Here is a 24,187-nt window from a genome sequence, read left to right on the forward strand (position 1 = left end):
ACGGCTGCGCCGGGGCGGACCCGCGGGCCCGTCCGGCGCACTGTCGAACTCTCGTTCCCAGGCCGTCGCACCGTCAAACGCCGTGCACCGCCGGCCTGCCGGGCGCACCACCGCGGCGCGGGCGGCGCGGGCGGGACGCCTGCCGTCAACAGGCACAATCAGCCACTCCGGGCGGCGGACGTCCGCGTTCCGGCCGATCGCCCGCCGCGGGGTTGACCGCCAAATTGGTCTATGCCACTTTCTGATCGCGCGGCCCGCCGCCTCCTCCCCCACGACGAACCCGAGGTGGCACCGGGCTCCCCTCCACCAGTGCCGCGCCGCCCCCACTCCAGGAGAGGAATCCCCATGACCGTCCGCACCAGCCGCCGGCGCCCCCGCGTCCGCGCGGCGCTCGTCGCCGCCGTCACCGCCGCCGGGCTCGGCGCCGGAGTGCTCGGCGCGCTGCCCGCCGCGGCCGCCGGCGAGTCGCTCGCCGTGCAGTACCGCAACGGCGGCAGCGGCTCCGCGCAGGCCTCGCCGTGGCTGAAGGTCGTCAACACCGGCTCCGCGCCCGTGGCCCTGGAGCAGATCAAGCTGCGCTACTACTTCCGGTCCGACTCGCCCCTGGCCGCGTACCGCTTCGCCTGCGACTGGGCCGTCCGGGGCTGCGCCAACGTCACCGGAACCATCGGCACCATCCAGGAGTCGGGCGCGGCCGCCGACCGCTACCTGGAGATCGGGTTCACCGCGGGCGCCGGCACGCTCGCCCCCGGGGCCGACAGCGGCGACCTGCACCTGCGCATCCACCGCACCGACTGGCAGTCCATGGTCCAGGGCGACGACTACTCCTTCGGCGCCACGCAGAGCGGCTACGCGGACTGGGCCAAGGTCACCGCGAGCGTCGCCGGCGTCCAGGTCTGGGGCACCGCCCCGACCGCGCCGACCGTCCCGGCCGGTCCGGTGCTGTTCGACGACCTCGATTACACCGGACACGACGACCCGGCGCTCGCCGCGCACGGCTGGAACGCCCGCTCCGGCGGCGGCGGCCCCGGCGTGGGCGGGGCCACCTGGGCGCCCGAGAACGTCACCTTCGCCAAGGAGGCCGGCAACTCGGTGATGACCCTGCGGACCTCGACCGCCAGCACCGCCGAATCCACCCGGCAGAGCGAGTTCCACAGCCAGGCGATGAAGTTCCGCAACGGCACCTACGCGGCCCGGGTCCGCTTCGCCGACGCCCCGGTGACCGGCCCCGACGGCGACCATCTGGTGCAGAGCTTCTTCACGATCAACGACCTCAAGGCGCCGAACGCCGACGACTACGCCGAGTACGACTTCGAGTACCTGCCCAACGGCGGCTGGGGCGAGACCTCGAACATCTTCTTCGCCACCTCGTGGGAGACCTACGGCCCGGACGGCTCGGTCAACCAGTACACGACCTCCCGGACCTCGTTCGCCGGCTGGCACGACCTCGTCCTGACCATCGACGACAGCGCCATCGTCTACTACGTCGACGGGGTCGAGTTCGCCCGCCACGACGCCCGCTACCTCCCCGAGCGGCCGATGGTGATCGCCTTCAACCAGTGGCTCACCGACCTGGCCGGCCACACCGGCACCGAGGCGCGCACCTACGAGGAGCAGGTGGACTACGTGCTGCACGTCAAGGACCGGGTACTGAGCCCCGCCCAGGTCGGCGCCGCCGTCGCCGGCTACCGCGCCGCCGGGACGTCCTTCACGGACACCGTCCCCGCCTCCTGAGCCCGTCTCCCGATCCCGCCCCGTCCGGGCACGGCGGCCCCCGGGGCGTGTGCGAAGCGCACCGGGGGCGCGCGGTGCTTCGTGCACCACGGCCAAGCGCGGCGGCCCGCGGCGTCCGGGGCGCGGCAGCCCCGGGCGGGACGGGCGAGGGACGGGGATATCCGCAGGTGGGCGGGCCCGGGACCGCGCAGCGCTCCGGCAAACCCGCGTGCGGAAGCCCGGCCGACCACCCCTCGCACCACGGGGCGCCGGTGCCCCACCCTTGGCCCCGGTCCCGGGGATCCGCACGATCTCTGGTGTCCGGCCGCTCACGGCCGCCGCACCGCCCCCGGAGAACCCCTTGCCGATCCCGCGCCCGCGCCTACGCACCACCGCCGCCGCGCCCCTCGCCGCCGTCGCCCTCCTCCTCGCCGGGAGCGGGGCCGCCACCGGCAGCCACGCGGGCCCGGTGCCGGACGACGTCCAGGTCCTTCCGTACCCGCCGTGCCCCACCCGCGGCTGAGCCCGCGCGGGAACCGCGGGGATCAATGGGTAGTCGCCCCCATTGATCCCCGCACCGTTCCGGAGGTCCGCTGGACACCGGCCCGCAGCCCCACTCCCCCACCCGTCACAGTGAGCAAGGCCAGGTGAACGGCATGCACGACGTCCACGAACCGGTGTACCGGTCGGCCCGGCGGTCCGCGATGTACCTGCGGTGCCGCCCGTACGACCCGCAGGAGGCCGAGTACGTCCGCTCCGCCATGGAGCACCTGGCCCACCGCCTCGCGCTGCCGCACCCCGACGTGTACGCCGACCACGGCCTGAGCACCCGGGGCCCGCTGCCGGCGCTGGCGAGCCTGCTGACGGCCGCCGAGCGCGGCTGGGTGGACGTGGTGCTGGTGCCCGGACCGTTCGTGTTCTCGCTCGACGACCGGGCGGCGGCGGACATCGTACGGCGCCTCGCCCGGGCGGGCTGCGAGGTCGTCGAGGCGCCGGGCCGGGTCGTCCGCCCGACCGGCCCGCTCCGGGACGCCCCGGTCCGCCGGCACCTCGCCGTGCCCGCCGCGACGGCGCCGCTGCCCGACGGCGCCGCGGTGGTGTCCGGGGTGGTGTCCGGGGTGCTCTGAACGGCCGTGCCCGACCCGACCGACCCGGAGGGGACGGACGCGGGCATGATGGGACGCATGCCCGTTGAGACTCCGTCCGTACCCGAGGGACCCGGCTTCGTGGGGCGGGTCCGCGAACTCGCCCGGCTGGCCGACGGGCTGGCCCGGCCGCCGGCCGTGCTGCTCGTCGAGGGCGAGGCCGGCGCCGGCAAGTCGCGGCTGGTCACCGAGGCCCTGCGGGCGCTGCGGGGCCTGCCCGGGTCGGAAGCCGGCGGGCCGGACACCACCGCGACGGACGCCGCCGGGCCGGGCGCCACCGCGCCGGGACGGGCCGTGCTGGTCGGCCGCTGCCACCCGCTGCGCGAACCGGAGCCGCTCGGCCCCGTGGTGGACGCGCTGCGGGACGCCACCGCCCTGCTGCCCCCGCCCGGCACGCTGCCGCCCAGCACGGGGGCGCTGCGCCGGGTGCTGCCGGACCTCGCCGACCGGCTGCCCCCCGCGCCGCCGGACGGCGGGGAGCTGCTGTCCGCCCGGCGGCTGCTGGCCCAGGGGATACGGGCGCTGCTGACGGCGCTCGACGATCCGGTGCTGGTGGTCGAGGACGTGCAGTGGGCCGACGACGCGACCCTCGACCTGCTGCTGCGGCTGGCCCGCGACCTGCCGCCCCGGCTGGTCCTGGTGGTCACCTACCGCCCCGAGGACCTGCCGCCCGGCGCCCCGGCGCCCGCGGCCGCCTACCGCGGCGCGCCCTCCGGGCCCGGTGCGGGCCTCGGTCTCCTGCGCCTGGGGCCGCTGGAGGAGGCGGAGGTGACGGAGCTGGCCCGGACCGCGCTCGGTGCGGCGGTCACCCCCGACCTCGCCCGGGTGCTGTACGAACGCAGCCTCGGCCTGCCGCTGGCCGTCGAGGAGGACCTCAAGGCTCTGGCGGAGCGCCCGGCGCCCCGGCGGGCAGCCGACCTGGCGGCCGGGCTGGCGCGGGCCGAGGTCCCGCGCGGCCTGGCCGACGCCCTGGCCGGGCGGCTCGCCCGGCTCGGCGCGCACGCGGCGGCCGTCGTCGACGCGGCGGCGGTGCTCGGGGTGCCCGCCGACGAGGACCTGCTCAGCACCGTCGCCGGCCTGGCCCCCGAGGCGGGCGGCGGTGGCCTGGCCGAGGCGCTGCGCGCGGGCGTCCTGCGGGAGACCTCGCCCGACCGGTACGCCTTCCGCCACCCCGCGGCCCGGCGGGTCGCCCACCGGCGGATCCCCGGGCCCGGGCGCCGGCTGCTGCACCGGCGGGCGGTCGCCGCGCTGGAGGCCCACGACCCCCGGCCGCTCACCCGGATCGCCGAGCACACCCTGGCCATGGGCGACCGCCGGGCCTGGCAGGACCTCGCCCAGGCGGCCGCCGACCAGGCCGTCGCGCTCGGCGACCCGGGCGACGCCCGCCGGATGCTGCGCAGCCTGCTGGACGAGCCCGACCTCGACCCGCACCGGCGCGGCCGGGCCGCCCTGGCGCTGGCCCGGCTCGCGGCCGACGACGTCGACCCGGCGGCCAGCGTCCAGGTGCTCAGCGGCATGGTCGCCGACCCCCGGCTGCCCGTCGCCGACCGCGGCGAGATCCGGCTCGCGCTGGGCTTCCTGACCGCCGTTCACAGCGGCAACCGGGCCGGGTTCGACCGGATCCGCGAGGCCCTGGAGGAGCTGGAGGAGCGCCCCGTCCGGGCGGCCCGGGCCATGGTGGCGATCTCGATGGACGAGCGCGACGGTGCCGGCCGCCACGCCGCGGAGTGGCTCGCCCGGGCCGACCGGCTCTTGGCGGCCAACCCCGACGAGGACGTGGCCGCCGCGGTGCGGGCCACCTCGCTGACCTTCCAGGCCAGGGACGGCGATCCGGCGGTCTGGGACCGGCTGGACGAGCTGCCGCGCGCCTCCGAGCGCCCCGAGGTGATGCGGCAGACCACCCGGGCGCTGTACAACACGGGCGAGATCGCCATCGAGCTGGGCTACGACACCCGGGCCGCGCACCTGCTGACGGAGAGCCGGCGGCTTGCCAGGCTGACGGCCATCCCGTACCTGGAGTGCTACAGCCGGCTGGCGCTGATCCGGCTGGACATGCTGGCCGGGCGCTGGGAGGGCGTGGAGCAGCGGTTCGCCGCCCTGGGCGCGGAGTTCGACGACCTGGCGATGGCCGGCGCGGAGCGTTCGCTGCTGTTCGGGCGGCTCGCGGCGGGGCGGGGCCGGCTGGCGCTGGCCCGGGAGGAGTTCGAGATCGCCGCCCGGTTCGGGCAGCGGGAGTCGCAGGTGACCGTCGCGCTGCGGGCGGCCGCCGGGCTCGGGGGCCTGCAGCTGCTGGAGGGCGACACCGCCGGGGCCGTCGCGACGGCCGGCCCGGCGCTGGCCACCGCACGGCAGGCGGGTGCCTGGGCGCGCACCGCCGAGCTGCTGCCGGTGGCGGTGGAGGCGCTGCTGGCGACGGGCGGGCGGGCCGAGGCCGAGGCGGTCACCACGGAGGCGGCCGAGGCGCTCACCGACCGGGGCGCGCCCGCGGTGTCGGCGGCGCTGGACCAGGCCCGGGGGCTGCTGCTGGCGGCGGACGACGGGCCGGAGGCGGCGGAGGCCTTCATCCGGGCCCGGGACCGCTGGCAGGACATCGGGCGGCCGTACGAGGCCGCGCGGGCCGACGAGCGGATCGCGGCCGCGCTGGCGCCGGTCGACCGGGCCCGGGCGGCGGAGCGGATGGCGGCGGCCGAGCGGGTGTACCTCGCGCTGGGGGCGACCACCGACACCGCCCGGTGCCGCAAGCTGCGCCGGGACCTCGACCTCGGCGGGATCGGGTCCCCGGGGCGCCGCGGCTACGGCAAGCAGCTGTCGCCGCGTGAGCGGCAGGTGGCGGAGCTGCTCGCGCAGGGCGCCGCGAACCAGGACATCGCCCAGGCGCTCTTCCTCTCGCCGCGCACGGTGGAGCACCATGTGGCGAACGTGCTGCACAAGCTGGCCACCAGCCGGGCCGGGACGGCGGAGGCGCTCGCCCGGGCCGACGCCGAGGACGCGGCGGACGGCGGGGCCGACTGATCGGCGCGGCGCCGGGCGGGTCCGGGCGGGTCCGGGTACGGGGTGTACGGCCGGGCCCGCAGGGTTCCCGGGGAGCGTTAGGTAGTCACCCGCATTGATCCGGCCGGTCCCGGCCGGTTCCCTGGTGGCACCGGCGAGCGAGCGGGGCAGCCGCTCCCCGACCAGGAGGGATCCCGAGAGATGAGTGCACGTCATCACGCGCCGAGCGCGCCCGCCATCCAGGCGACGGACGGACCGGCCCCGGCCACCGTCCGGATCTCCCCGTCCCCCCGCAAGGCCGGACACCATCCGATCGCCCTGGTCCGGCTGGCCCGGCTGAGCCGCTCCGGCCCCGCGCACTGGGTGCACTGACCACACCGGAGGTCTCCGGCCAGGCCGCGTGCGGGCGGCGACGGCCGGCGACGATCGTCCACAGCGGACAACTGCGGGGCCCTGCCCGGGTGAGCGGGCAGGGCCCCTGTCGTGCGGTCGTGCCGGATCGCGCGGGTCATCGCCAGGAGCCGCCGGTCGGCCCGCGCGCCGACGCCTGCGACGGCGCGGCCGCCGTGCCGTTCAAGGCCGAGCCGGCCTTCAACGAGGTGGTCGGCGGCAGGGAGAGGGGATTCGGCGGCCCGCCCAGGATGTCGGGGGTGCGGACGTACGTCTTGCCGCAGTTCGCCACGACACCGTCGTGCCCGGGCCCGGCGGCGCAGAGGGCCACGGGCTGCCCGTCCTGGTGGCCCTGGTGCCCGTGGTGGTTGTCGTGGTGTCCCCGGTAGACAGCGGAGTCCGCGCCGGCCGCACCCGCACCAGCACCCGTGACCGGCAGGGTGCCGACGGCCGCAGCGATGACGGCGATTCTTCTGATCATGCCCTCCTCGCCCTATGGTGACGTTGGCTCATCCTGCAAGGCCTCCGGCGCCGACGCCGTCAGGCGCGGCGGCCACCGCCGACTTCGGCGGAGGGTTCACGCACCGGTCAGCGGCCCGGTCCCGGCGGACGGCCGGGCCTCGGTGGCCGCGGTGCGATACCAGCAGCCCAAGCCAGTGAAATTCGCACCTGATCAGGTGCGACTCGACGTTGCGGGGAAGCCGGCCCTCGCGTCGGGTGGCGAGACTTGCGGGGCACGCACGCGTCGGCGGCCCTGCGGTCATCCAGGGGTGGCGATCACCGTGATGGTGCACAGCCCGCATGACCGGGCTCGGCCGGCGTTCCGTGTCCCCGTGCGGACGGGCGCCGCACCGGTCCGCCGGCGGGAGCCGATCGTCACCCGCACCTGGGCGCCGTTCCCCGGAGGCTCCGGCGCTCCGACCGAGTTGGGGAGAGACCTGTATGAGAGTCCGCAAGGCGAAGCCACCGGGTGGTCCCCCGGAAGGGTGGAGACGCCTGAAGCCGACGGTGATCCGCTCCGTCCTGCGCCGGCTGGTCCCGGGGGCGGGGGTGGCGGCGCTGCTCGCCACCGGTCTCCCGCTGGGCGGGGTGGCCAGCGCGCAGACGCCCTCGGTGTCGGTGGCCCCGTCCCTCAGCCCGGCGACCCTCAGCCGTGCGGGCGAGGTGGTCACGTTCTCCGTCCAGGTCACCAATACCGGTGACGAGCCGCTGACCGGGGTCACCGCGGGCTTCCAGACCTTCGGCGGCTCCGGCACGGCCCCGGTCCTCACGTGCTCGGACACCTCCCTCGCCGTCGGAGCGGCGACCACGTGCAGCGGGCCGTACACGGCGACGCAGGGCGACATCGACGCCGGGGGATTCGCCACCGCCGTGACCGCCACCGGCACCCCGCCGACCGGCGCCGCGGTCACGGCCCAGGCCGAGTTCCCCGTCATCGCCGTGCAGAGCGCCGCCCTCTCGCTGGAGAAGGTGGCCGCGACCGGCGGCGGAGGCGGCAACAACCGCCGCAACACCGTGATCACCACCCTGACGCCCGGACAGACGGTGAGCTACTTCTACGTCGTCCGCAACACCGGGAACGTCACCCTCAGCGGCGTCGCCGTCGCGGACACCGCGTTCTCCGGCACGGGCGCGCCACCGATCATCACCTGCCCGCAGACCGTCCTCGCCCCCGGTGAGGCGATGGTCTGCACGGGCGCCTACACCGTGACGCAGGCCGACGCGGCCACCGGGTCGATCACCAACACCGCCGCCGCGACCGGCAACCCGCCCAGCGGCGGGCCCGTGACCTCCCTGCCCTCCACCGCGACGGTGACCGGCCCACAGGCGCAGCCCGCGCTGGTCCTCGACAAGATCGTCGCCCAGGGCGGCGGTGGCGGCAACAACCGCCGCAACACCCTGGTCACCACCCTGGTGGCCGGTCAGCCGCTCGGCTACGCCTTCGTGGTGACCAACAGCGGCAACGTCGACCTCACGGACGTCACCGTGACCGACACCGCCTTCTCCGGGACCGGCACGCCGCCGGTGATCTCCTGCCCGTTCACGGACCTGCCCGCGGGGGCGTCGATGACCTGCACCGCGGCGTACACGGTGACGCAGGCGGACGTGGACGCCGGGGTCATCACCAACACGGCGACCGCCACCGGCACCCCGCCCAGCGGCCCGCCCGTCACCTCCCCGCCCACCACCGCGACCGTCACCGGCCCGCAGGCGTCCCTCACCCTGGACAAGACGGTCTCGACCGGCGGCGGAGGCGGCAACAACCGCCGCAACACCGTGATCACCACCCTGACGCCCGGACAGACCCTCGCCTACACCTTCGTGGTGACCAACACCGGTGCCGTCACCCTCACGGACCTGAAGGTCACGGACACCGCGTTCTCCGGGACGGGCACGCCGCCGGCGATCTCCTGCCCGTCGACCAGCCTCGCCCCGGGCGCGGCGATGACGTGCACCGCGACCTACACGGTGACCCAGGCCGACGTGGACGCCGGACGCGTCACCAACACCGCGACCGCCACGGGCACCCCGCCCAGCGGCCCCGACGTGACGACGCCACCCGCCACCGCGACCGTCGCCGCGGCGAGGCCGGTTCTGGCGCTGACCAAGTCGGCGGCACCGGCCGAGGTGACCTCCTCCGGGCAGCTCGTGACGTACACCCTGCAGGTCACCAACACCGGGAACGTCCCGCTCACCGCCATCGCCGTGCGGGAGACCGCGTTCGACGGCGAGGGCACCGTGCCCGCGGTCTCCTGCCCGTCCACCGCACTCGACGCGGGTGCCTCGATGACCTGCACCGCGACGTACATCGTCCAGACGCACGACCTCCACTCCGCACGGATCAACAACACCGCCGAGGCCACCGGCACGGCACCCGGTGGAACCACCGTCACCTCCAACCCGGCGTCGGCGAGCGTCACGGTGACCGTCACCCAACCGTCCGCCTCACCGTCGCCGTCACCCTCGCCGTCGCCCTCCCCCACCCCCTCGCACCAGCCGACCCAGCAGCCCACCCACACACCCACACACCCGCACTCGCACTCGCACGGTCCGACCCACGGCCACGGCCACGGAACGCCCGGCAAGCCCCCCGCCGGGCCCCCGCTCCCCGCCACCGGGGCCGGAACCCTCCCGCTCCTCGCGGCGGTCGGCGCCGCCGCCCTGATCGCGGCGGGGACCCCGCTCCTCCTCACCGCCCGCCGCGCCCGCCGTCGGCACTGAACCACCGCACGACGCTGCGGCCGGCACACCTCGCGTGTGCCGGCCGCAACCACGTGCGCCTCCGAACGGACGAACGGGGCACCGCCCCTGGACCCCGGCAGGCCACCGCGGTGCCGGTGCCGCACGGCGAGCACGAGCAACTCGGCCGTCGGCCGGTGGCGGAACCAGGGTGCCGGCATGGGCACCGTCATGCCGGATGGTCCAGGGGCGGGCGTCAGCGCGCTGCGGGCGCCACCGGGCGTTCAGGTGGCTCCCGCTCGCGGTCGTCACCACCCGCCCCGGGACGACGGCTGCGGCTGCGGCTGGCAGGCCCTTCGACGGTCCGACACACGCCGGCTCTCCGACCCGACAGGGATCGTTCCCGCTCCGCTTCGACCGATCGGGGCGGCGGGTTGCTCGTCCCCGGGATCGGGCCGGACGGCGGCGACGAGGTCCTGGGTCCTGGGCGCCGGCCTCGGCCGACTCGCGTGCCCCCTTCCGCCGGGCACACCCGTGACGCGTCACTTCCCCCTGTCACACATCGGTCATGAAGGCCTGGAGCGGCTGGGGCCGCATCCCGTAGCGGACCTTGAAGGCGCCGTTGCGCCGGCCGCCCTCCAGCGTGGGCACGCCGGCCCGCAGACCGAGCTTGATGATGGCCGACATCAGCACGTAGTAGGAGCTGAAGGGGCGCTCCTTCGCCGCGTCGGCGTTGCGGTCGTACCCGCCCGCCCACGCGTGGATCTTCTTCGCCTCCAGGAAGACCACCGCCTTGGCGATGATCTCGCCGTCCATCGTCACCTCGATGATGCGGGCGCCCTTGCGGGTGTAGTGCAGGAACGCCGCGATGCGTTCCTTGCTGTAGTAGCCCGCCGACCCGACGTTGGCCATCAGCACTTCGAAGATCTGCAGGCTCTGCGGGTCCTCCTCGCCGTCCGGCACCCGCTCGGTGATCTTCACGCCGCAGTCGTCGGCGCGGCGCAGCTGCCGGGCGTACTCGCGTCGGGCGTTGTAGCTCAGCGAGGACAGATAGCCCTGCCAGTCGCCCGCGGCGGCCAGGTCGACGGTGTAGCGGGTGTCCAGATCGCTGCCGGTCAGCCCCGCGCCCTCCAGCGCGAGCGCGGTGGGCGAACCGGTGGCCACGTTGATGAAGCCGCAGCGGCCGAGGCCGGCGGAAGCGGCGATCTCCCGCATGCGCGTCACGATCGCCCTCGCGACGACGGGGTCGGTGCGGGTGCTGGCAAGCCGGGTGTCGCTGCAGTGCCAGACGTGACTGAGCAGCGCCTTCTCGTCAGGGCCCATTCCCAGGGCCCGCAGTGGGTCGCCCTGCACGTAGCAGGGCGTCAGCGCGATGACCCGGTCGTCCTCGTCCAGCACCTCGATGTAGTGCACGGCGTGCACCGGCTGGATGGGCTCGCGCTCGTACGCGCGCAGGAACTCGTGGCCGTAGTAGAACTCGGAGGCGCCGGCGGCGGCGGCGAGTCCGTCGGTCTCCGGGGCCAGGTCCTCGACCGTGCGGACAACGCGGGTGCGGTAGGTCTCAGTACGTCGCAAAGTACTCACGGTGCTCCCATTCGGATTGATGTGCGTCGTCCGCCGCGGCACCAGCCTGCCACGCCGTGTACCGCCGCAACTCGCTACTCTTCAGACGGAGCAGACATTCTGTCAGCGACGCGCCGAGCACCTCGCGGTAGAAGTCGCTGGCGGCCAGGGCGCCGAGCGCTTCCCGCAGGTCGCGCGGCAGCGGGGGCAGCGCGGTGTCGTGCGGGTCGGCGGCCGGGCCTCCCGGGGCGAGTTCGCGCTCGATGCCGTCCAGCCCGGCCGCGAGCTGCCCCGCCAGGTACAGATAGGGATTGGCGCAGGGCTCGCCCATGCGGTTCTCGATATGGGCGGCCGGATCACCGTAGGCGCCCAGGACCCGCAGGAACGCGCCGCGGCTCTCGACCGACCAGGCGGCGCGGGTGGGTGCGAGCGAGAACCGGTCGGCCATTCGGCGATAGCCGTTGACGGTCGGCACGCACAGCAGGGCCGCGTCGGCCGCGTGTCCGAGCAGCCCGGCCAGGAAGCGTTCACCGGTCTCGGACAGGGCGTGCTCGCCGTCGGGCGAGGTGAACAGGTTCTCGCGCGTGCTGGCGCGGGCCAGGGACTGGTGCAGGTGCCAGCCGCTCGCGTCGAAACCGGGAAGGCCGGGGAGCGCCATGAACGAGGCGTGGTGGCCCAGCCGGGCGCAGACCTGCTTGGTCGTGGCGCGGAACAGCAGCATGGTGTCCGCCGCGTCCAGCGCGCTCTGCGGCGCGAAGGTGAACTCCAGCTGCCCGGGGCCGGATTCGTGCTCGACCGACCGCAGGGGCAGGCCCATGTCCATCAGCGCCCGGGTCAGCGGAGCGAGTACCGGCTCCAGTGCGTCGGTCAGGCCCTCCAGGTTGAACTGGTAACCGCCGTTGACCGGTTGGACGGCCGGTGGCCGGCCCTGCACCCCGAAGCCGCCGGGCCGGCCGGAGTAGTGCTGGTCCACGAGCCGGGTCAGGTACCACTCGACCTCCAGACCCACGACGTAGTCCAGGTCCTTCTCCCGCAGCCCGGCGCAGAGCCGGCGCAGTACTCCCCGGCTGGACAGCGGGTGGGGGGCACCGGAGCGCAGGTACTCGTCGCCGATCACCCAGCCGGTGCGCGGCCCCGTGTACGGGAGCTCCCGGAAGGTCAGCGGATCGGGCACCAGGACGAAGTCGCCCGCGCCGAGCAGTTCGTCGACGCCGATGCCGCCCCCGGGAACGGTGAAGTCGACGGCTGTGGCGTGCCCGGTGTCGAAGACGAACGGCCCCGGGCTGTGGTCCATACCGTTGCGCAGCACCGTGCGGAACGCGTCGGCCGTCAGCGTCTTGGAACGCGGCAGACCGTGCGGGTCGGCGAACACCAGTCGCACGAAGTCCAACGACTCCAGGGAGGCCTCCAGTTCGGCGGCCGCGTCGCGCCGGTGGTCGTCCCACAGGCCGTGGCGCGCGATGAAGTCCCGGCTGCCGGTGCTCACGTCGCCGTAGGCGCGGTGGTCCACCGGGTGGGGGGTGTCGGTCACGTCGGGTGCCGGTCCTTTCCAGGGTGTGCGTCGCGCCGGGGGTTCGCACGTTCGACTTCTGCGGCGACGCGCAGCACCAGGGCGTCGTGGTGCCGGGCGGCGGCGATCTGGAGGCCCACGGGCAGTCCGTCAGGGCCGAAGCCGGCCGGGACGGAGACGGCCGGCAGGCCCGCCATGTTGAACGGGAAGGCTGCGGGGGCCCAGGAGAGCCACGCCAGGGGGGCGTCGTAAGCGGGCTCGTCGGGATGCCAGGCGTCCACGGCGAACGGTGTCACCGGCACGGTCGGCATGGCCAGCACGTCGAACCGTTGCAGGCATGACGCCAGCCTCCGGGTCAGCTCGGCCCGCTCGGCCTCGGCGCGCACCAACTGGACGGCGGTCAGCGTCCTGCCGTGCCGGACGACCGCCAGCCGCGCCGGGTCGGCCGACACGTCGTCCTCGCCGGGGGACGCCGCCGCCTCGGCGGCGGCCAGCAGGGTGACCAGCGCGGGGTAGGCGTCGTCGAACGGCGGCGGAATCGTCTCCACCTGGTGGCCGGCCGCCGCGAGCCGTTCGACCGCCGCCCGCTGGGGGTCCGCCGGCACGGCGGGGCCCGGTGCGCGGAGCCCCTCGATCCAGGCGATGCGCAGCGGCCCGTCGGCGGCGGTGGGCGGGACGGGCGGCGGGGGCGGGAGCAGGGAGTCCGGGTCGCCCGGGTCCGGCCCCGCCATCACGCGCAGCAGCAGCTCCGCGTCGGCGACCGTGCGGGTGAGTGGTCCCAGGTGTGCCAACCGGTCCGGGCAGTGCGGCACGTAGGGGACGCGGCCATGGCTGGGTTTGAAGCCGACGACGCCACAGAAGGCGGCGGGGATGCGGATCGACCCGGCGCCGTCGGTGCCGGTCGCCGCGATGCCCAGGCCGGCGGCCACCGCGGCCGCCGCGCCGCCGCTGGATCCGCCGGCACTGCGGGAGAGGTCCCAGGGGTTCGCCGCCGGCGGCCCGAGACGGTTGACGGTTCCGGCGCTCCAGCCGTGTTCGGACGTGGTGGTCTTGCCCAGGACGATCGCGCCGGCCCGGCGCAGCCGGGCCACGGCGGGCGCGTCCCCGGCCGGCACCGTGTCGCGCAGGGCCAGGGAACCGCGCGTGGTGCGGATGCCCTCGGTCGCGGTCAGGTCCTTCACGCTCAGCGGTACGCCGAGCAGCGGCCGGTCGTCCCAGGCCGCCTCGCCGAGGCGCAGGATGCGCTTCTCGGCGCGGGCCGCCCGTGCCAGTGCCCGGTCGGCGGCCACGGTGACGAAGGCGCCCAGAACCGGGCCGAGTGCTTCGATCAGTCGCAGGGTGTCCTCGGTGTACTCGACCGGGGACAGCTGCCGGGCCGCGTACAGACGGCGCAGCCCGGCGCTGTCGAGATAGCGGAGCGCGTCATCCATGGAAGGCACGGAACCAGTCGTTGCCGAAGTCGCGGACGGTCGCGCGGTGTCGACCCATCGCCTGGTGCAGCACGGCGAGGACTCTGCCGGAGGCGACGGCCGCCCGCAGGTCGTCCGTGGTGTACCGCTCGCCGGCGCTGCGCATCAGGCGCAGGTCGTACAGTCCGGGCAGGTGGCGGCCGGCGTGGTCGATGCCGAGCGGGACGCGGATGGCGTGGCGCACGTCGAAGGCGACGTGTCCGGTGTGGTGCTGGTCGGAGTGGTGCGTGAGGTCCGGCATGGTGGGGGCGAAGAACCAGTCGTCGCGCCCGGGCACGCGGTCGTGGATGCCGAGGGCGTGCGGAAGGTAGTGCCAGGTGTTGAAGCGCATGCGGGCGCTGTAGGCGCTCAGGGTCTTCACCAGCGCGGCACGGTCCTCTCCGAAGGACTCGGCGAAGGCGGCACTGGGCGCGACGCAGCAGAAGAAGGCGTTGCTCCTGAGGGCGAGCGGATCGTCCTCGCCGGTGCTGCCGGGTTCGAGGGGCGCGAAGGAGCGGGGCCCGCGGCCCATGGCGACGTCCGACGCGGTCGCCTCGGCGAGGGTCGTCATGAAGCGGGTGAGCAGGGCCTCGTAGGCGCTGCTGAAGCGTTCGGGGGCGGGAGCGGCGTGGAGCGCGTCGCTCAGTACCTCGAAGGCCGACGCCGTCTCCTCGATGGTCGTGGTGACCGCCCCGATGCCCGCCTCGCGTTCCAGCAGGGCGCGCAGCGGGAGGGGTACGTCGGTGTAGCCGACGGCCGGCCGCAGCAGGTGCTCCGTCTTGTTGAGGTTGACCCCGTGGATGACCCGGTAGAAGACGCTTCCGTCGCCGAGGCGGGCCTGCCGTTCGGCGGCGCAGCGGCGGGCGAGGGCTTCGAGCCCGGCAACGGTGGAGGCCCCCTCGATGTCGGGTGGCTCGGCGCCGTATCCGCGGATGTGTCCGGTCAGCAATGCGGCGACACCGGCGGAGGTGAGGTGAGTGCCGTTGGCTTCCTCGAGCCGGGCCTGGGTGCCGCTGCTCAGCAGGACGGTCGCCAGTGCGACGAAAGCGGCTTCCTCTTTCGACCATTCCTCGGCCGGGACGGCGGCGAGCCGGGCGAGGACGTTCTCGGGAGCGGTGGGTGCGATCGATTTTCCGGGGAGGTTTCCGGAACTGCCGAGATTCGAGAACAACTGGTGGCCCACGTAGACCTGGACCGGGGCCATGTGCAGTAATACATGACCGATGCGCTCCAGGTCCTCCCGGTTCCGTTCGGAAGGACGGCCCGTCATGTACGTGTGGAGTTCGGTGCGGCCCGCCTCTTCCGCGGCTTCACTTTCCAGATACCGGCGATGCAAATCCGTTCGCGTTTCCGCGTCGGTCACCAGCGAACCCACGATATGAGAGCCGGCCGGGGCGCGGGACGCTTCCCATAAGAAGAGCATGCGTCCGGTACGGTCGAGGATCAGCAGGTCGGAGCCGGTCGCCGCCGGGTCGACGCGTAATTCCCGGGCGATTATCTCTTGGGCGAGCCAAAGGTCGGCGGCGGTGAGAGCCGCGCGTCCGACGTCCTCGGGGAGGCGTCCGTCCAGCGTGAGGACCACGTGCAAGGCCTGCTTCGTGGTGCCGCACCGCCGGGCCCGCCCGACCGTCGATTCAAGTAAATGGGGGAAACCGTCGGATCGAATTGAAATCACCCACCCCTATTCGGCGCCGCCTGGGACCGCACCGAGGTCGTTGCAACTTCAAATTCCATTAAATTTGGATGCTAGCACCGTGAACAGCAGGCGAACCAGGGCACCATCTTGTGACCAAGGTCACACTCTCGGGTGGTTTTCTGCCCCAGGAGCAAGGGGAGCCTCTGGCTCGTCATTGGCGTCATCGACGCCGGGCGGCTGCCGGCCGAGCCGTCAGCAGCTGTGAAGCAACGCCGCAAAAGAGTGCGCACAGCCGCCCTCGATCGGAGCCAAGAGCGAAGGGCGGGGTTCCGCTTTCCGGCCGCATCGATCCCGGCCGCCGGCCGGGCAATTTCAAGGGTAAGGTATATCTGGACGTGAGCGAATTACTCACCGAGTCGGCACGGCCCGCCACCGCGGCCGAGCTGGCGAACCTTTATTCCGTTCTCGACGGCCACGGTCTCCTGCCGGACACCGTGGCCCCCTCCGTGATCGTCGTGGAAGCACCCGGCAGCACCGGCCTGGCGCCCGCGCTGGCCGAGCGGCTGGAACCGTTCGGCGTCAGCGTGGCCGCCCTCCCGGCCGAGGCGCCCCCGCGCGGCGCCGAACCTCCTACCGGACGACCGGCACGCACCACGTTCCTCCTCGGCGGAGAACTGCACGGCTGGTGCCTGGAGTCCGACGGGGAGACCGACGAGGCCGAGGTGATCGCCTCCGCGGTGGTCGCCGCCAGGCTGCGCGCCTGGGCCGCCGCCACCCGCCCGGCCCCCACCGTCACCCGCTTCCACCGGCCGGGCTCCGACTCCGTCGGCGTGGTCCAGTTCGACGCCGGAGGCGCGAGCGAACTCGTCGCCAAGACCGGCGAGGCGGGAATGATCCGTTCCGAGACCGGCTTCACCTCACGCACCAACGACGACCTGGCCCGCATCGGCCGGGACGCGCTCTTCCCCCGGCTGCACGGCGTGCAGATCCAGGGCCGGCAGGGCACCAGCCTCATGGAGGCCGTCGAGGCAGCCGACCTGGAGAAGCGTCTCTTCGAGGACGAGGCCCGCACGGAACTGGCACCCGACGCGGCCGACATCCTCGCCCCCTACCTCGACCAACTGGCGGGCTGGTACCGGCTGACCGCCGGCGAACAGCGCCCCACCAGCGCCGACTACCTCTACCGCGAGCGCTTCGACGCCCTGCGCGAGCAGCCCGCCTTCCGCTCCACCTTCCGCCTCTGCTTCGGTGACCGCGACCTCGACGAGCACTTGGCCGCCGAACTGACCCTGCCGGAGGGCATCCGCATCCCCGGCTACACGGCGGCGACCTCCTGGCTCCACGAACACGCCCCCGCCCTGCTCCCGCGTACCGGCAGCCAGGTGCACGGCGACATCTACCCGACCAACATGCTCCGGCGCTCCGGGGGCGGCCCGGTCTTCATCGACCCGCGCACCGTCTGGGAGCACCGACAACGCCCCGACATCGGCTACGGCGACCCCGTCTTCGACCTCGCCACGCTGCTGCACGGCCTGCTGCCGATGCCCGCCATCCTGCACGCCGCCCGGGAGGGCGAACCGGAGGCTCTCTTCGGCGACGCCTTCGACCCCGCCCGGCCGCACGACGTCGGCTCCCTGCGATTGCCCCTGCGGTTCTCCGACCGGCTGCGGTCGATCGAGCGCCGGCTGGTCCGGACCGCCCCCGGCAGCGAGCCGGAGCCCGTCGTGCGCTGCCGCCTGTACATCGGCGCGGCCTGCTCGCTGGCCGGATGGCTGAAGTACGAGAACACCCTGCGCACCCCCCAGGCGTGGGCGGCGACCTACGCCTACAGCGTCTGGTACCTGTGGCAGGCCCGCACCGTCCACGAGCAGTACACCGCCAAGGAGTTCGCTTGACCGAGTTGGACTACGACCGACTGGCCGCCGAGTACGCCAGGCACCGCCGCCCCTACCCCGGACTGGTGGAGTTCCTGGCGGAATTCGCCGGCCTGAGCGGCGACTCGACGGTCCTGGAGATGGGCTGCGGCACCGCCAACCACGTCGCCGCGCTCCAGCGGCTGACCGGCGCCCGCGCGCTGGGCGTCGACCCCTTCCCGGAGATGCTCAAGGCCGCGGCGACCCACGAGGCCGAGCTCGAACTGCGCACCGGACGCGCCGAGGAGATGGACCTCCTCGACCTGCCCGAGGCGTCCCTCGACCTGATCTTCTCGGTCGACGTGATCCACTACGTCCGGGAGCCCCGCCGCTACTTCGAGGGCGCGCTGCGCGCGCTCAAGCCGGGCGGTGTGCTGTGCACCGCGACGGACTCGGAGGAGATCATCCGCTCCCGCGTCCCCGTGGCGCGGTACTTCCCCTCCACCGTCGAGGTCGAACTCGGCCGCCACCACGCGATCGACGTCCTGCGGGCCGAAGGGCGGGCCGCCGGCTTCACCGACGGCGGCAGCCGGGTCTTCGAGAGCACCTACGAGCTCACCGACGCCACCAAGTATCGCGAGAAGGCCTTCTCCTCCCTCCACCTCATCCCGGACGAGGAGTTCGAATCGGGCCTCGCCGCGCTCACCGCCGAGCTCGCCAGGGGCCCCATCCGGGCCAACAACCGCACGTGCGCCGTCCTGGCGCGGAGGCCCGAGTGATCCCGCGCTACTCACGCCCGGAGATGGCCCGGCTGTGGACCGACGAGGCGAAGTACGCCTCGTGGGTCCGCGTCGAAGTGCTCGCCTGCGAGGCACAGGCACGGCTGGGCACGGTGTCCGAGACCGAACTCGCCGCGGTGCGGGCCGGCCGTGTGCCCACCCCCGAGGAGGTGCGCGACCAGGAGCGCACCCGCGATCACGAGGTCCTCGCCTTCCTCGCCGCGTACACCGCCTCGATCCCCGACGATGCGGCACGCTGGGTCCACTTCGGCATGACCAGCTACGACCTGGTCGACACCGCGCTGGGCCACACCCTCGCCGCCTCCTGCGACCTCCTGCTGGGCGCGGCCGGGCGGCTGCTGCGGGCCCTCACCACGCGGGCCGTCGAGCACTGGGACACCATCTGCGTGGCACGCACCCACGGCATCCACGCCGAGCCCACCACCTTCGGACAGAAGATGGCCGGCTTCGCCTTCAGCGTCCACCGGTCCGTCGAACGCCTGCGGGCCGCCCGCGCCGCGGTCGCCGTCGGCACCGTCTCCGGCCCGGTGGGCACCTACGGGAGCGTGGACCCGTTCGTCGAGGCCTATGTGTGCGAGGCCCTCGGGCTGGGCGTCGAGCCGGTGCCCACCCAGGTCGTGGCGCGTGACCGGCACGCGGAACTGCTCGGCGCCGTGGCCGTCCTGGGCGCGGTGGTCGAACAGATCGGCCTGGAGATGCGCCTATTGCAGCGGACCGAGGTCCGTGAGGTGGAGGAGCCCCGGTCCAGCGCCTACCAGGGCTCCAGCGCCATGCCGCACAAGCGCAACCCCACCACCAGCGAACGGCTGTGCGGCCTGGCCCGGGTGCTGCGCGCCGGCCTCGGCGCCGCCCTGGAGGACGTCGCGCTGTGGCACGAGCGGGACCTGTCCCACTCCTCCGTCGAGCGCGTCGTCCTGCCCGACAGCCTCATCGCGGCGCACTACCAGGTCACCAGCGCCGCCGAGCTCATCGAGGGGCTGCGCGTCTTCCCCGACCGGATGCGTGCCAACCTCGAACAGACCGACGGCCTGATCTACAGCTCGACGGTGATGCTGCACCTGATGTCCGCCGGATCCGAACGGGAAAAGGCGTACCGTACGGTGCAGGACGCGGCCACCGAGACCTGGGAGACCGGCCGGCACCTGCGCGAGACCCTGCGCGACCGTGGCATCGTCACTGACGACGACGTGTACGACCCGAGCCGCTTCCTGCGTTCTCGGCACGTCATGCGGCAACGACTGGAGGAACTGCTCCATGTGGAAGTGTGAAGTCATCGACGCGGCCGACCTCGACGTGGCCGAGGTCGCCGACCTGTACCGCTCCTCCGGCCTGGCCGAGCGACGCCCGGTGGAGGACACCGAGCGGTTCACCGCGATGGTCCGCAACGCCAACCTGGTCGTCGTGGCCCGCGTCAACGAGCGCCTGGTCGGCATCGCGCGCTGCGTGAGCGACGGCTCCTACGTCACCTACCTCAGCGACATCGCGGTCGACCGGGCCCACCAGCGGCGCGGTATCGGTGTGGACCTCATCCGACGGGTCCAGGAGGCCGCGCCCCGGGCGAAGATCGTTCTGCTGTCGGCGCCGGCGGCCACCGAGTACTACCCGCACATCGGGTTCACCCAGCACGGCTCCGCCTGGGTCCTGGACGCGGCGCGGTGACGGGAGAGACCAGCGGCAAGCCGGTGGTGGGCATCACCACCTACCAGGAGGACGCCTCCTGGCGCGGGTGGCACCGCCACGCCTCCTTGGTCCCGACCGACTTCGTCGCCGCGGTGACCGCGGCCGGCGGGGTCCCCGTCCTGTTACCGCCCTCCGGCGCCGAGCCCGAGGCCGCGACCGTCATGGCCGACCTCGACGGGCTGGTGCTCGTCGGCGGTGCCGACATCGACCCCGCCCTCTACCGGGCCGAGCCCGGCCCGCATGCCGGCAAGTCGGCGCCGGAGCGCGACATCTGGGAGAGCGCCCTGCTGCGCCTGGCCTTGCAGGACGACCGGGCCGTCCTCGGCGTGTGCCGCGGCATGCAGTTGATGAACGTGCTGCGCGGCGGCACCCTCATGCCCCACCTGCCCGACGTGGTCGGCAACGACGACCACATGCCCGCCGAACCGGTGTTCGCCCCCAGTCGGCTCACCTTGCGCACCGATGCCCTGCCGGGCTCGCTCCTCGGCGCCGAGAGCGACCTCCCCTGCTTCCACCACCAGGCCGTCGACACCCTCGGCGCCGGCGTCGTCGCCACCGGCTGGAGCGCCGACGCCGTGGTCGAGACGATCAGCCTGACCGGTCACCGCTTCGCCCTCGGTATCCAGGGCCACCCCGAAGTCGGCCCCTCCCGGCCGGTGTTCGAGGCGTTCGTGGCGGCGGCGGCCGCCCGCCGGGCCACCCGCGAGCGGGACGGTGTCACCGCCGCATGACCGCACCCGACCCCGGCCCCCTCACCGACCTGCTGCGCCGGACCGCCTTCGCCGACCGGGTGGAGCACGCCCGGCGCCGCTCGGGGCTGCCCTGGGAGCCCTGGCCTCCCGAGGCCACCGCTCCCCCGTCCCACGACACCGGCACGGCCCTGTGGAACCTGCTCCACCACGGCCGGCGGCCCGGTCGCGGCCTCGACACCTCCCTCGCCGAACGCCTCACCGCGCTCGGTCTCACCGACGACACCGGCGGGCCGGGACGCTGGGAGGTCACCGCCTTCCGCGGCCTGCTCGCCGCCCGCGACCGGGCCGGGCGACAGGGCGCCGGCAACGTCTACATCGGCGAGGACTCGCTGCGGTTCGTCGACACCATCCTGCGGGCCCGCCCCACCGGACGCGCCCTGGACGTGGGCTGCGGGTCCGGCATCACCACCTGCGCCCTCGCCCTGACCTGCACGGAGGTCACCGGCGCCGACCTCCAGCAGGACTGCCTGGACGCCACCGCCCTGACGGCCGCCCTCAACGGCCTCGGTGACCACGTGCGCACGCGGCAGGGCGACTTCTTCCAGAGCCACAGCCCCGGCGACACGCTCAACTGCGTCGTGGCCAATCTCCCCTACGTGCCCGTGCCGCCCTCCCTGCGGTACTCCGCGGCCGGCGATGGAGGGCCCGACGGTCTGGACCTCAACCGCCGGCTGCTGCGCCGCGCGGTCGGCCTGCTCGACCCCCGCGACGGGCTGCTGATCACCCGGTTCCAGAGCCTCGGCGACGCCTCCGGCCCCCTGCTGCTGCCCGAGATCGAGGCCTTCGCCAAGGAGGCCGGCCACGACGTCAGCGTCGTCGCCGACGGCCGCACGGTCCCGGAGGTGCGGGCCGCCCTGACGGCCCTGCACGCACAGCGGCACAACCCGGAGCTGCGGCCCGCCGAGGTACTGGAGACCGTCGACGCCCACATGCGCCGCTTCGAGCAGCCGCACTACTTCGCCTGCGGGATGGTCAGCCGCTCCGGCGGCACGGGCCGGGTCACCTTCACGGACCTCTCCGGCACGCTCTCGCTCGGGGACGTGCTCACCGCCGTCCCCGGCGCGCGGGGCGAGGCGGTGGACGCCGCCGTGCGGCTCTACCGCGGCCGGGCACTGGACCTGCCCGACGGCTTCTGGGAGATCGGCACCGGCGACGACGTGGCGGTGACCGAGCAGCGGCTCCCGGCCCTGCTGGCCGCCGTGGCGGACGCGGGCCCGGTCGGCCTCACCGGCCGCGACCTGGCCCGCGGGGTCTTCGCCGACCGCTTCGAGGCCGACCCGCTCCGCTCGCGCGCCCTGCTCGTCACCACGGAATTGATGACCGGCTGCCTGGCCGACAAGGGCCTCATGGAAGGCAACAGCGCTCAGTGAACCAGCAACACCCGCAGAAGCAGGGGGGCATGACACACCGGTCGGCGGTCCTGGTCCTCGCACTCGGCGCCTTCGCCATCGGCACGGACGGGTACGTCACCACCGGCATCCTGCGATCGATCGCGGACGACTTCCACGTCTCCGTCTCGGTCGCGGGCCAACTGGTCACGGTCTTCGCCCTCAGCTACGCCGTCAGCGCGCCGGTGCTGATGACGCTGACCGCGAACGTCAACCGGCGGGTCATGCTGTACGGCTCCCTCGGGTCCTTCCTCCTCGCCAATCTGCTCGGCGCGCTCGCTCCCGACTACCCGACGCTGCTCGTGGCCCGGGTGCTCACGGGCGCGGCCGCCGCGGTGTTCATGAACACCGCGGTGGCCGCGGCGACGGCCATGACCGGCGAGCGCCACCGCAGCCGCGCGCTGGCCCTGGTCATGGGGGGCCTGTCGGTGGCCACGGCGCTGGGAGTGCCGGTCGGTACCCTGATCGGCGCCCTGGGCAGCTGGCGCACCACACTGGGATTGATTGCCGGGCTCGCGGGCCTGGGGATCGTCGGGCTCGCCCTGACACTGCCCGCCACGCCGTCCCCGCCGCCGATCACGATGGTGGCCCGGCTGCGGGTCGCCGCCGAGCCGGCCGTGCTGCTCGCCGTGCTGGCCAACGCCTGCGCGGTGGCCGGCAGCTTCACCGTCTACACCTACCTCGCCGTGTTCGCCCGTGATGTGACGGGCCTCAGTGCGGCGGGGGTCAGCGCGGTGCTGTTCGCCTGGGGCGTGGCCGCGTCCGTCGGTACGGCGATGGGAGGCCGGATCAGCGGCCGCCGCGGTCCGGACCGGGCGTACCTCACGGGTGTGCTCGGCGTCATCGCGGCATTCGCCGCTCTGGCGCTGGCCGCGCTCCTCGCCCGGGTCGCCCAGGGTCCGGCCACCGTGGTCTTCCTGACCGCGACCGCCGCCTGGGGCGTCCTGTACTGGATCGTGCCGGGCGCCCAGGTCCAGCGCGTCATGGACCGGGCGCCGACCGCACCCACCATCGCCGTCTCCGTCAGCAGCGCCTCCTCCTACCTGGGCGTCGCACTCGGCGGCGGCATCGGCGGGGCCGCGCTCTCCTTCGCCCCCTCCTGGACGCTCCCCCTGGTGGGGGCGCTGTTCCTCGCCCTCGCCGCCGTCCTGACGGTGCGTCAGATCCCCGGGGTGGCGGCGATGCCCCCCGGGGACAGGCCCCACCGGGAGCGCACGGCGGGGGCGGCGAACGCGAAGGAGTAGGTCCCGACCCGCCCGACGGGGATCATGCCGGCCAGGGCCGGGACGAGCCGGCGGCGGTTCGAACGCGCCGAGCGGGAGCCGGTCGCGGCGGGGCCGAGGCCGAGAGGGCGGTGACCGCCGAGAAGGCACCGAGGCAGCCGGCCGAGCGGGACAAGCCGCAGGGCCCTGCCCGGGTGAGCGGGCAGGGCCCCTGTCGTGCGGTCGGGACGGGTGCCTCAGCAGCCGACCGGCACGGTCAGGGTGGCGGTGGCGGGCGGCCAGCCCCACTCGGTGGTCTCCAGCTTGCCCGTGACGGTCGAACCGCACGGCGCGGTGGCGGTGATCCGGCCCACCGGGGTGCTGGAGTGGTCGATGAGGACCGAGGGCGTGATGGTGGCGAGCGTGGCACCGCCGACGACCGTGGCGGTCATCCGGTAGGGGACGGTACGGGCCGTCCAGCCGACGCTGCCGGGCGAGGACTGGCCGTAGAAGGTGACCTGGTCGCCGCTGACGGTGGCGCAGATCTCGTTGACCACCACGCCGCGGTAGCCGGTGACGCAGAGGCCGGGACCGGACGGGCCGACGGAGACGTCGGCGGCGAAGGCGGTGCCCTGGGCGGCGGCGCCGCCGGCGGTCAGGACGGCACTGGTGGCGAGGATGGCAAGGAGCCGGTTCATCGGGTGATTCCCGTTCATGGGTAGGGACGGCAACGTGAAGCCATGTGACATTTCACGCTTCACACCTCGCATGCTGGCATCGATTCTGGCGGAATTCCTAATTCCACCCCCACTTTTGAAGCCTGATGACAATTTCGGCCTTCCGATGACTGAATCGCATCGATGGCTTGCGCTTCATGACGCCCGGTTTCCGTCCGTGAACAGTTGGTTGCGGGCGTTGCCCGGGCGCTCGGCCGCC

19 protein-coding genes are annotated in these 24,187 nt (G+C 74.1%); 13 read left to right on the forward strand and 6 right to left on the reverse strand.

All coding sequences use genetic code 11. The features are described 5' to 3' along the window. The first annotated feature begins 345 nt into the window (after positions 1–345). The 5 genes from ABT238_RS24660 (at position 346) to ABT238_RS24680 (ending at position 6,221) form a co-directional block, all read left to right on the forward strand. A complete protein-coding gene (locus ABT238_RS24660) occupies positions 346–1,734 on the forward strand; it encodes a cellulose binding domain-containing protein (RefSeq protein ID WP_350789528.1) in 1,389 nt (462 codons plus the stop codon). Between the two features lie 340 nt (positions 1,735–2,074). After that, positions 2,075–2,236, forward strand: coding sequence for a hypothetical protein (locus ABT238_RS24665; RefSeq protein ID WP_350789543.1), 162 nt, complete (start codon positions 2,075–2,077; stop codon positions 2,234–2,236). 133 nt (positions 2,237–2,369) lie between these two features. Next, complete coding sequence (locus ABT238_RS24670; protein ID WP_350789561.1) at positions 2,370–2,840, forward strand: recombinase family protein; 471 nt, start codon at positions 2,370–2,372, stop codon at positions 2,838–2,840. Positions 2,841–2,897: 57 nt separating this feature from the next. Further along, the gene (locus tag ABT238_RS24675) at positions 2,898–5,870 is read left to right on the forward strand and encodes a helix-turn-helix transcriptional regulator (protein ID WP_350789571.1); all 2,973 of its coding nucleotides are present in this window, start codon (positions 2,898–2,900) and stop codon (positions 5,868–5,870) included. A 180-nt stretch (positions 5,871–6,050) separates the two neighbouring features. Further along, on the forward strand, positions 6,051–6,221 hold the full coding sequence (locus ABT238_RS24680) for a hypothetical protein (protein ID WP_350565413.1): 171 nt from the start codon (positions 6,051–6,053) through the stop codon (positions 6,219–6,221). A 136-nt stretch (positions 6,222–6,357) separates the two neighbouring features. On the opposite strand, the gene ABT238_RS24685 is transcribed toward ABT238_RS24680, so the two are convergent. After that, positions 6,358–6,720 (reverse strand): hypothetical protein, encoded by a 363-nt coding sequence (locus ABT238_RS24685; protein ID WP_350789596.1) that lies wholly within the window; start codon positions 6,718–6,720, stop codon positions 6,358–6,360. Positions 6,721–7,247: 527 nt separating this feature from the next. Between ABT238_RS24685 and ABT238_RS24690 the strand changes: the two genes are divergently transcribed. Further along, the gene (locus ABT238_RS24690) at positions 7,248–9,461 is read left to right on the forward strand and encodes a CLIPPER-2 domain-containing protein (RefSeq protein WP_350789607.1); all 2,214 of its coding nucleotides are present in this window, start codon (positions 7,248–7,250) and stop codon (positions 9,459–9,461) included. A 513-nt stretch (positions 9,462–9,974) separates the two neighbouring features. On the opposite strand, the gene ABT238_RS24695 is transcribed toward ABT238_RS24690, so the two are convergent. From ABT238_RS24695 to ABT238_RS24710, 4 genes are read right to left on the reverse strand one after another with little or no spacing between them, the layout of a single operon-like run. After that, the gene (locus ABT238_RS24695; RefSeq protein WP_350565418.1) at positions 9,975–10,994 is read right to left on the reverse strand and encodes a GNAT family N-acetyltransferase; all 1,020 of its coding nucleotides are present in this window, start codon (positions 10,992–10,994) and stop codon (positions 9,975–9,977) included. Beyond that, entirely contained in the window at positions 10,981–12,513 is a 1,533-nt protein-coding gene (locus tag ABT238_RS24700) for a glutamine synthetase family protein (RefSeq protein WP_350789633.1), read from the reverse strand. Before ABT238_RS24700 ends, ABT238_RS24695 begins: the two co-directional genes overlap by 14 nt. Further along, on the reverse strand, positions 12,510–13,922 hold the full coding sequence (locus tag ABT238_RS24705; RefSeq protein ID WP_350565422.1) for an amidase: 1,413 nt from the start codon (positions 13,920–13,922) through the stop codon (positions 12,510–12,512). The genes ABT238_RS24700 and ABT238_RS24705 overlap by 4 nt, the downstream gene beginning before the upstream one ends. After that, complete coding sequence (locus ABT238_RS24710; protein ID WP_350789651.1) at positions 13,915–15,522, reverse strand: hypothetical protein; 1,608 nt, start codon at positions 15,520–15,522, stop codon at positions 13,915–13,917. The genes ABT238_RS24705 and ABT238_RS24710 overlap by 8 nt, the downstream gene beginning before the upstream one ends. A 449-nt stretch (positions 15,523–15,971) precedes the next feature. Here ABT238_RS24710 and ABT238_RS24715 point away from each other — a divergent pair, with 449 nt between their 5' ends. Genes ABT238_RS24715 through ABT238_RS24745 form a run of 7 tightly spaced genes read left to right on the forward strand, consistent with a single transcriptional unit; the run spans position 15,972 to position 23,293 of the window. Continuing rightward, the gene (locus ABT238_RS24715) at positions 15,972–17,471 is read left to right on the forward strand and encodes a phosphotransferase (RefSeq protein WP_350565426.1); all 1,500 of its coding nucleotides are present in this window, start codon (positions 15,972–15,974) and stop codon (positions 17,469–17,471) included. After that, positions 17,468–18,208, forward strand: a complete 741-nt coding sequence (locus ABT238_RS24720; protein ID WP_350565428.1) for a class I SAM-dependent methyltransferase — start codon at positions 17,468–17,470, stop codon at positions 18,206–18,208. The genes ABT238_RS24715 and ABT238_RS24720 overlap by 4 nt, the downstream gene beginning before the upstream one ends. Then, on the forward strand, positions 18,205–19,497 hold the full coding sequence (gene purB, locus ABT238_RS24725) for an adenylosuccinate lyase (protein WP_350789702.1): 1,293 nt from the start codon (positions 18,205–18,207) through the stop codon (positions 19,495–19,497). The genes ABT238_RS24720 and purB overlap by 4 nt, the downstream gene beginning before the upstream one ends. Continuing rightward, positions 19,484–19,888, forward strand: a complete 405-nt coding sequence (locus ABT238_RS24730) for a GNAT family N-acetyltransferase (RefSeq protein WP_350565432.1) — start codon at positions 19,484–19,486, stop codon at positions 19,886–19,888. Before purB ends, ABT238_RS24730 begins: the two co-directional genes overlap by 14 nt. Next, the gene (locus ABT238_RS24735) at positions 19,885–20,640 is read left to right on the forward strand and encodes a gamma-glutamyl-gamma-aminobutyrate hydrolase family protein (RefSeq protein ID WP_350565433.1); all 756 of its coding nucleotides are present in this window, start codon (positions 19,885–19,887) and stop codon (positions 20,638–20,640) included. The genes ABT238_RS24730 and ABT238_RS24735 overlap by 4 nt, the downstream gene beginning before the upstream one ends. Continuing rightward, positions 20,637–22,031 carry a methyltransferase domain-containing protein gene (locus tag ABT238_RS24740; protein WP_350789745.1) on the forward strand — a complete coding sequence of 465 codons (1,395 nt, stop codon included), beginning with the start codon at positions 20,637–20,639 and terminating at the stop codon, positions 22,029–22,031. Before ABT238_RS24735 ends, ABT238_RS24740 begins: the two co-directional genes overlap by 4 nt. Positions 22,032–22,060: 29 nt before the next feature. Beyond that, positions 22,061–23,293 (forward strand): MFS transporter, encoded by a 1,233-nt coding sequence (locus ABT238_RS24745; RefSeq protein ID WP_350565437.1) that lies wholly within the window; start codon positions 22,061–22,063, stop codon positions 23,291–23,293. Positions 23,294–23,508: 215 nt separating this feature from the next. Here the strand turns inward: ABT238_RS24745 and ABT238_RS24750 are convergent, their stop codons facing one another. After that, positions 23,509–23,949, reverse strand: coding sequence for a hypothetical protein (locus ABT238_RS24750; protein ID WP_350565439.1), 441 nt, complete (start codon positions 23,947–23,949; stop codon positions 23,509–23,511). Between the last annotated feature and the right edge of the window lie 238 nt (positions 23,950–24,187).

Source organism: Kitasatospora sp. NPDC001527, assembly GCF_040298605.1.
Taxonomy (GTDB): Bacteria; Actinomycetota; Actinomycetes; order Streptomycetales; family Streptomycetaceae; genus Kitasatospora.

What these genes read in the sequence shown, in the direction of transcription:
- ABT238_RS24660 (WP_350789528.1), top strand. Translation starts at nt 346, where the DNA reads ATGACCGTCCGCACCAGCCGCCGGCGCCCCCGCGTCCGCGCGGCGCTC.
- ABT238_RS24670 (WP_350789561.1), top strand. Translation starts at nt 2,370, where the DNA reads ATGCACGACGTCCACGAACCGGTGTACCGGTCGGCCCGGCGGTCCGCG.
- ABT238_RS24675 (WP_350789571.1), top strand. Translation starts at nt 2,898, where the DNA reads ATGCCCGTTGAGACTCCGTCCGTACCCGAGGGACCCGGCTTCGTGGGG.
- ABT238_RS24680 (WP_350565413.1), top strand. Translation starts at nt 6,051, where the DNA reads ATGAGTGCACGTCATCACGCGCCGAGCGCGCCCGCCATCCAGGCGACG.
- ABT238_RS24685 (WP_350789596.1), bottom strand. Translation starts at nt 6,720, where the DNA reads ATGATCAGAAGAATCGCCGTCATCGCTGCGGCCGTCGGCACCCTGCCG.
- ABT238_RS24705 (WP_350565422.1), bottom strand. Translation starts at nt 13,922, where the DNA reads ATGGATGACGCGCTCCGCTATCTCGACAGCGCCGGGCTGCGCCGTCTG.
- ABT238_RS24730 (WP_350565432.1), top strand. Translation starts at nt 19,484, where the DNA reads ATGTGGAAGTGTGAAGTCATCGACGCGGCCGACCTCGACGTGGCCGAG.
- ABT238_RS24740 (WP_350789745.1), top strand. Translation starts at nt 20,637, where the DNA reads ATGACCGCACCCGACCCCGGCCCCCTCACCGACCTGCTGCGCCGGACC.
- ABT238_RS24745 (WP_350565437.1), top strand. Translation starts at nt 22,061, where the DNA reads ATGACACACCGGTCGGCGGTCCTGGTCCTCGCACTCGGCGCCTTCGCC.
- ABT238_RS24750 (WP_350565439.1), bottom strand. Translation starts at nt 23,949, where the DNA reads ATGAACCGGCTCCTTGCCATCCTCGCCACCAGTGCCGTCCTGACCGCC.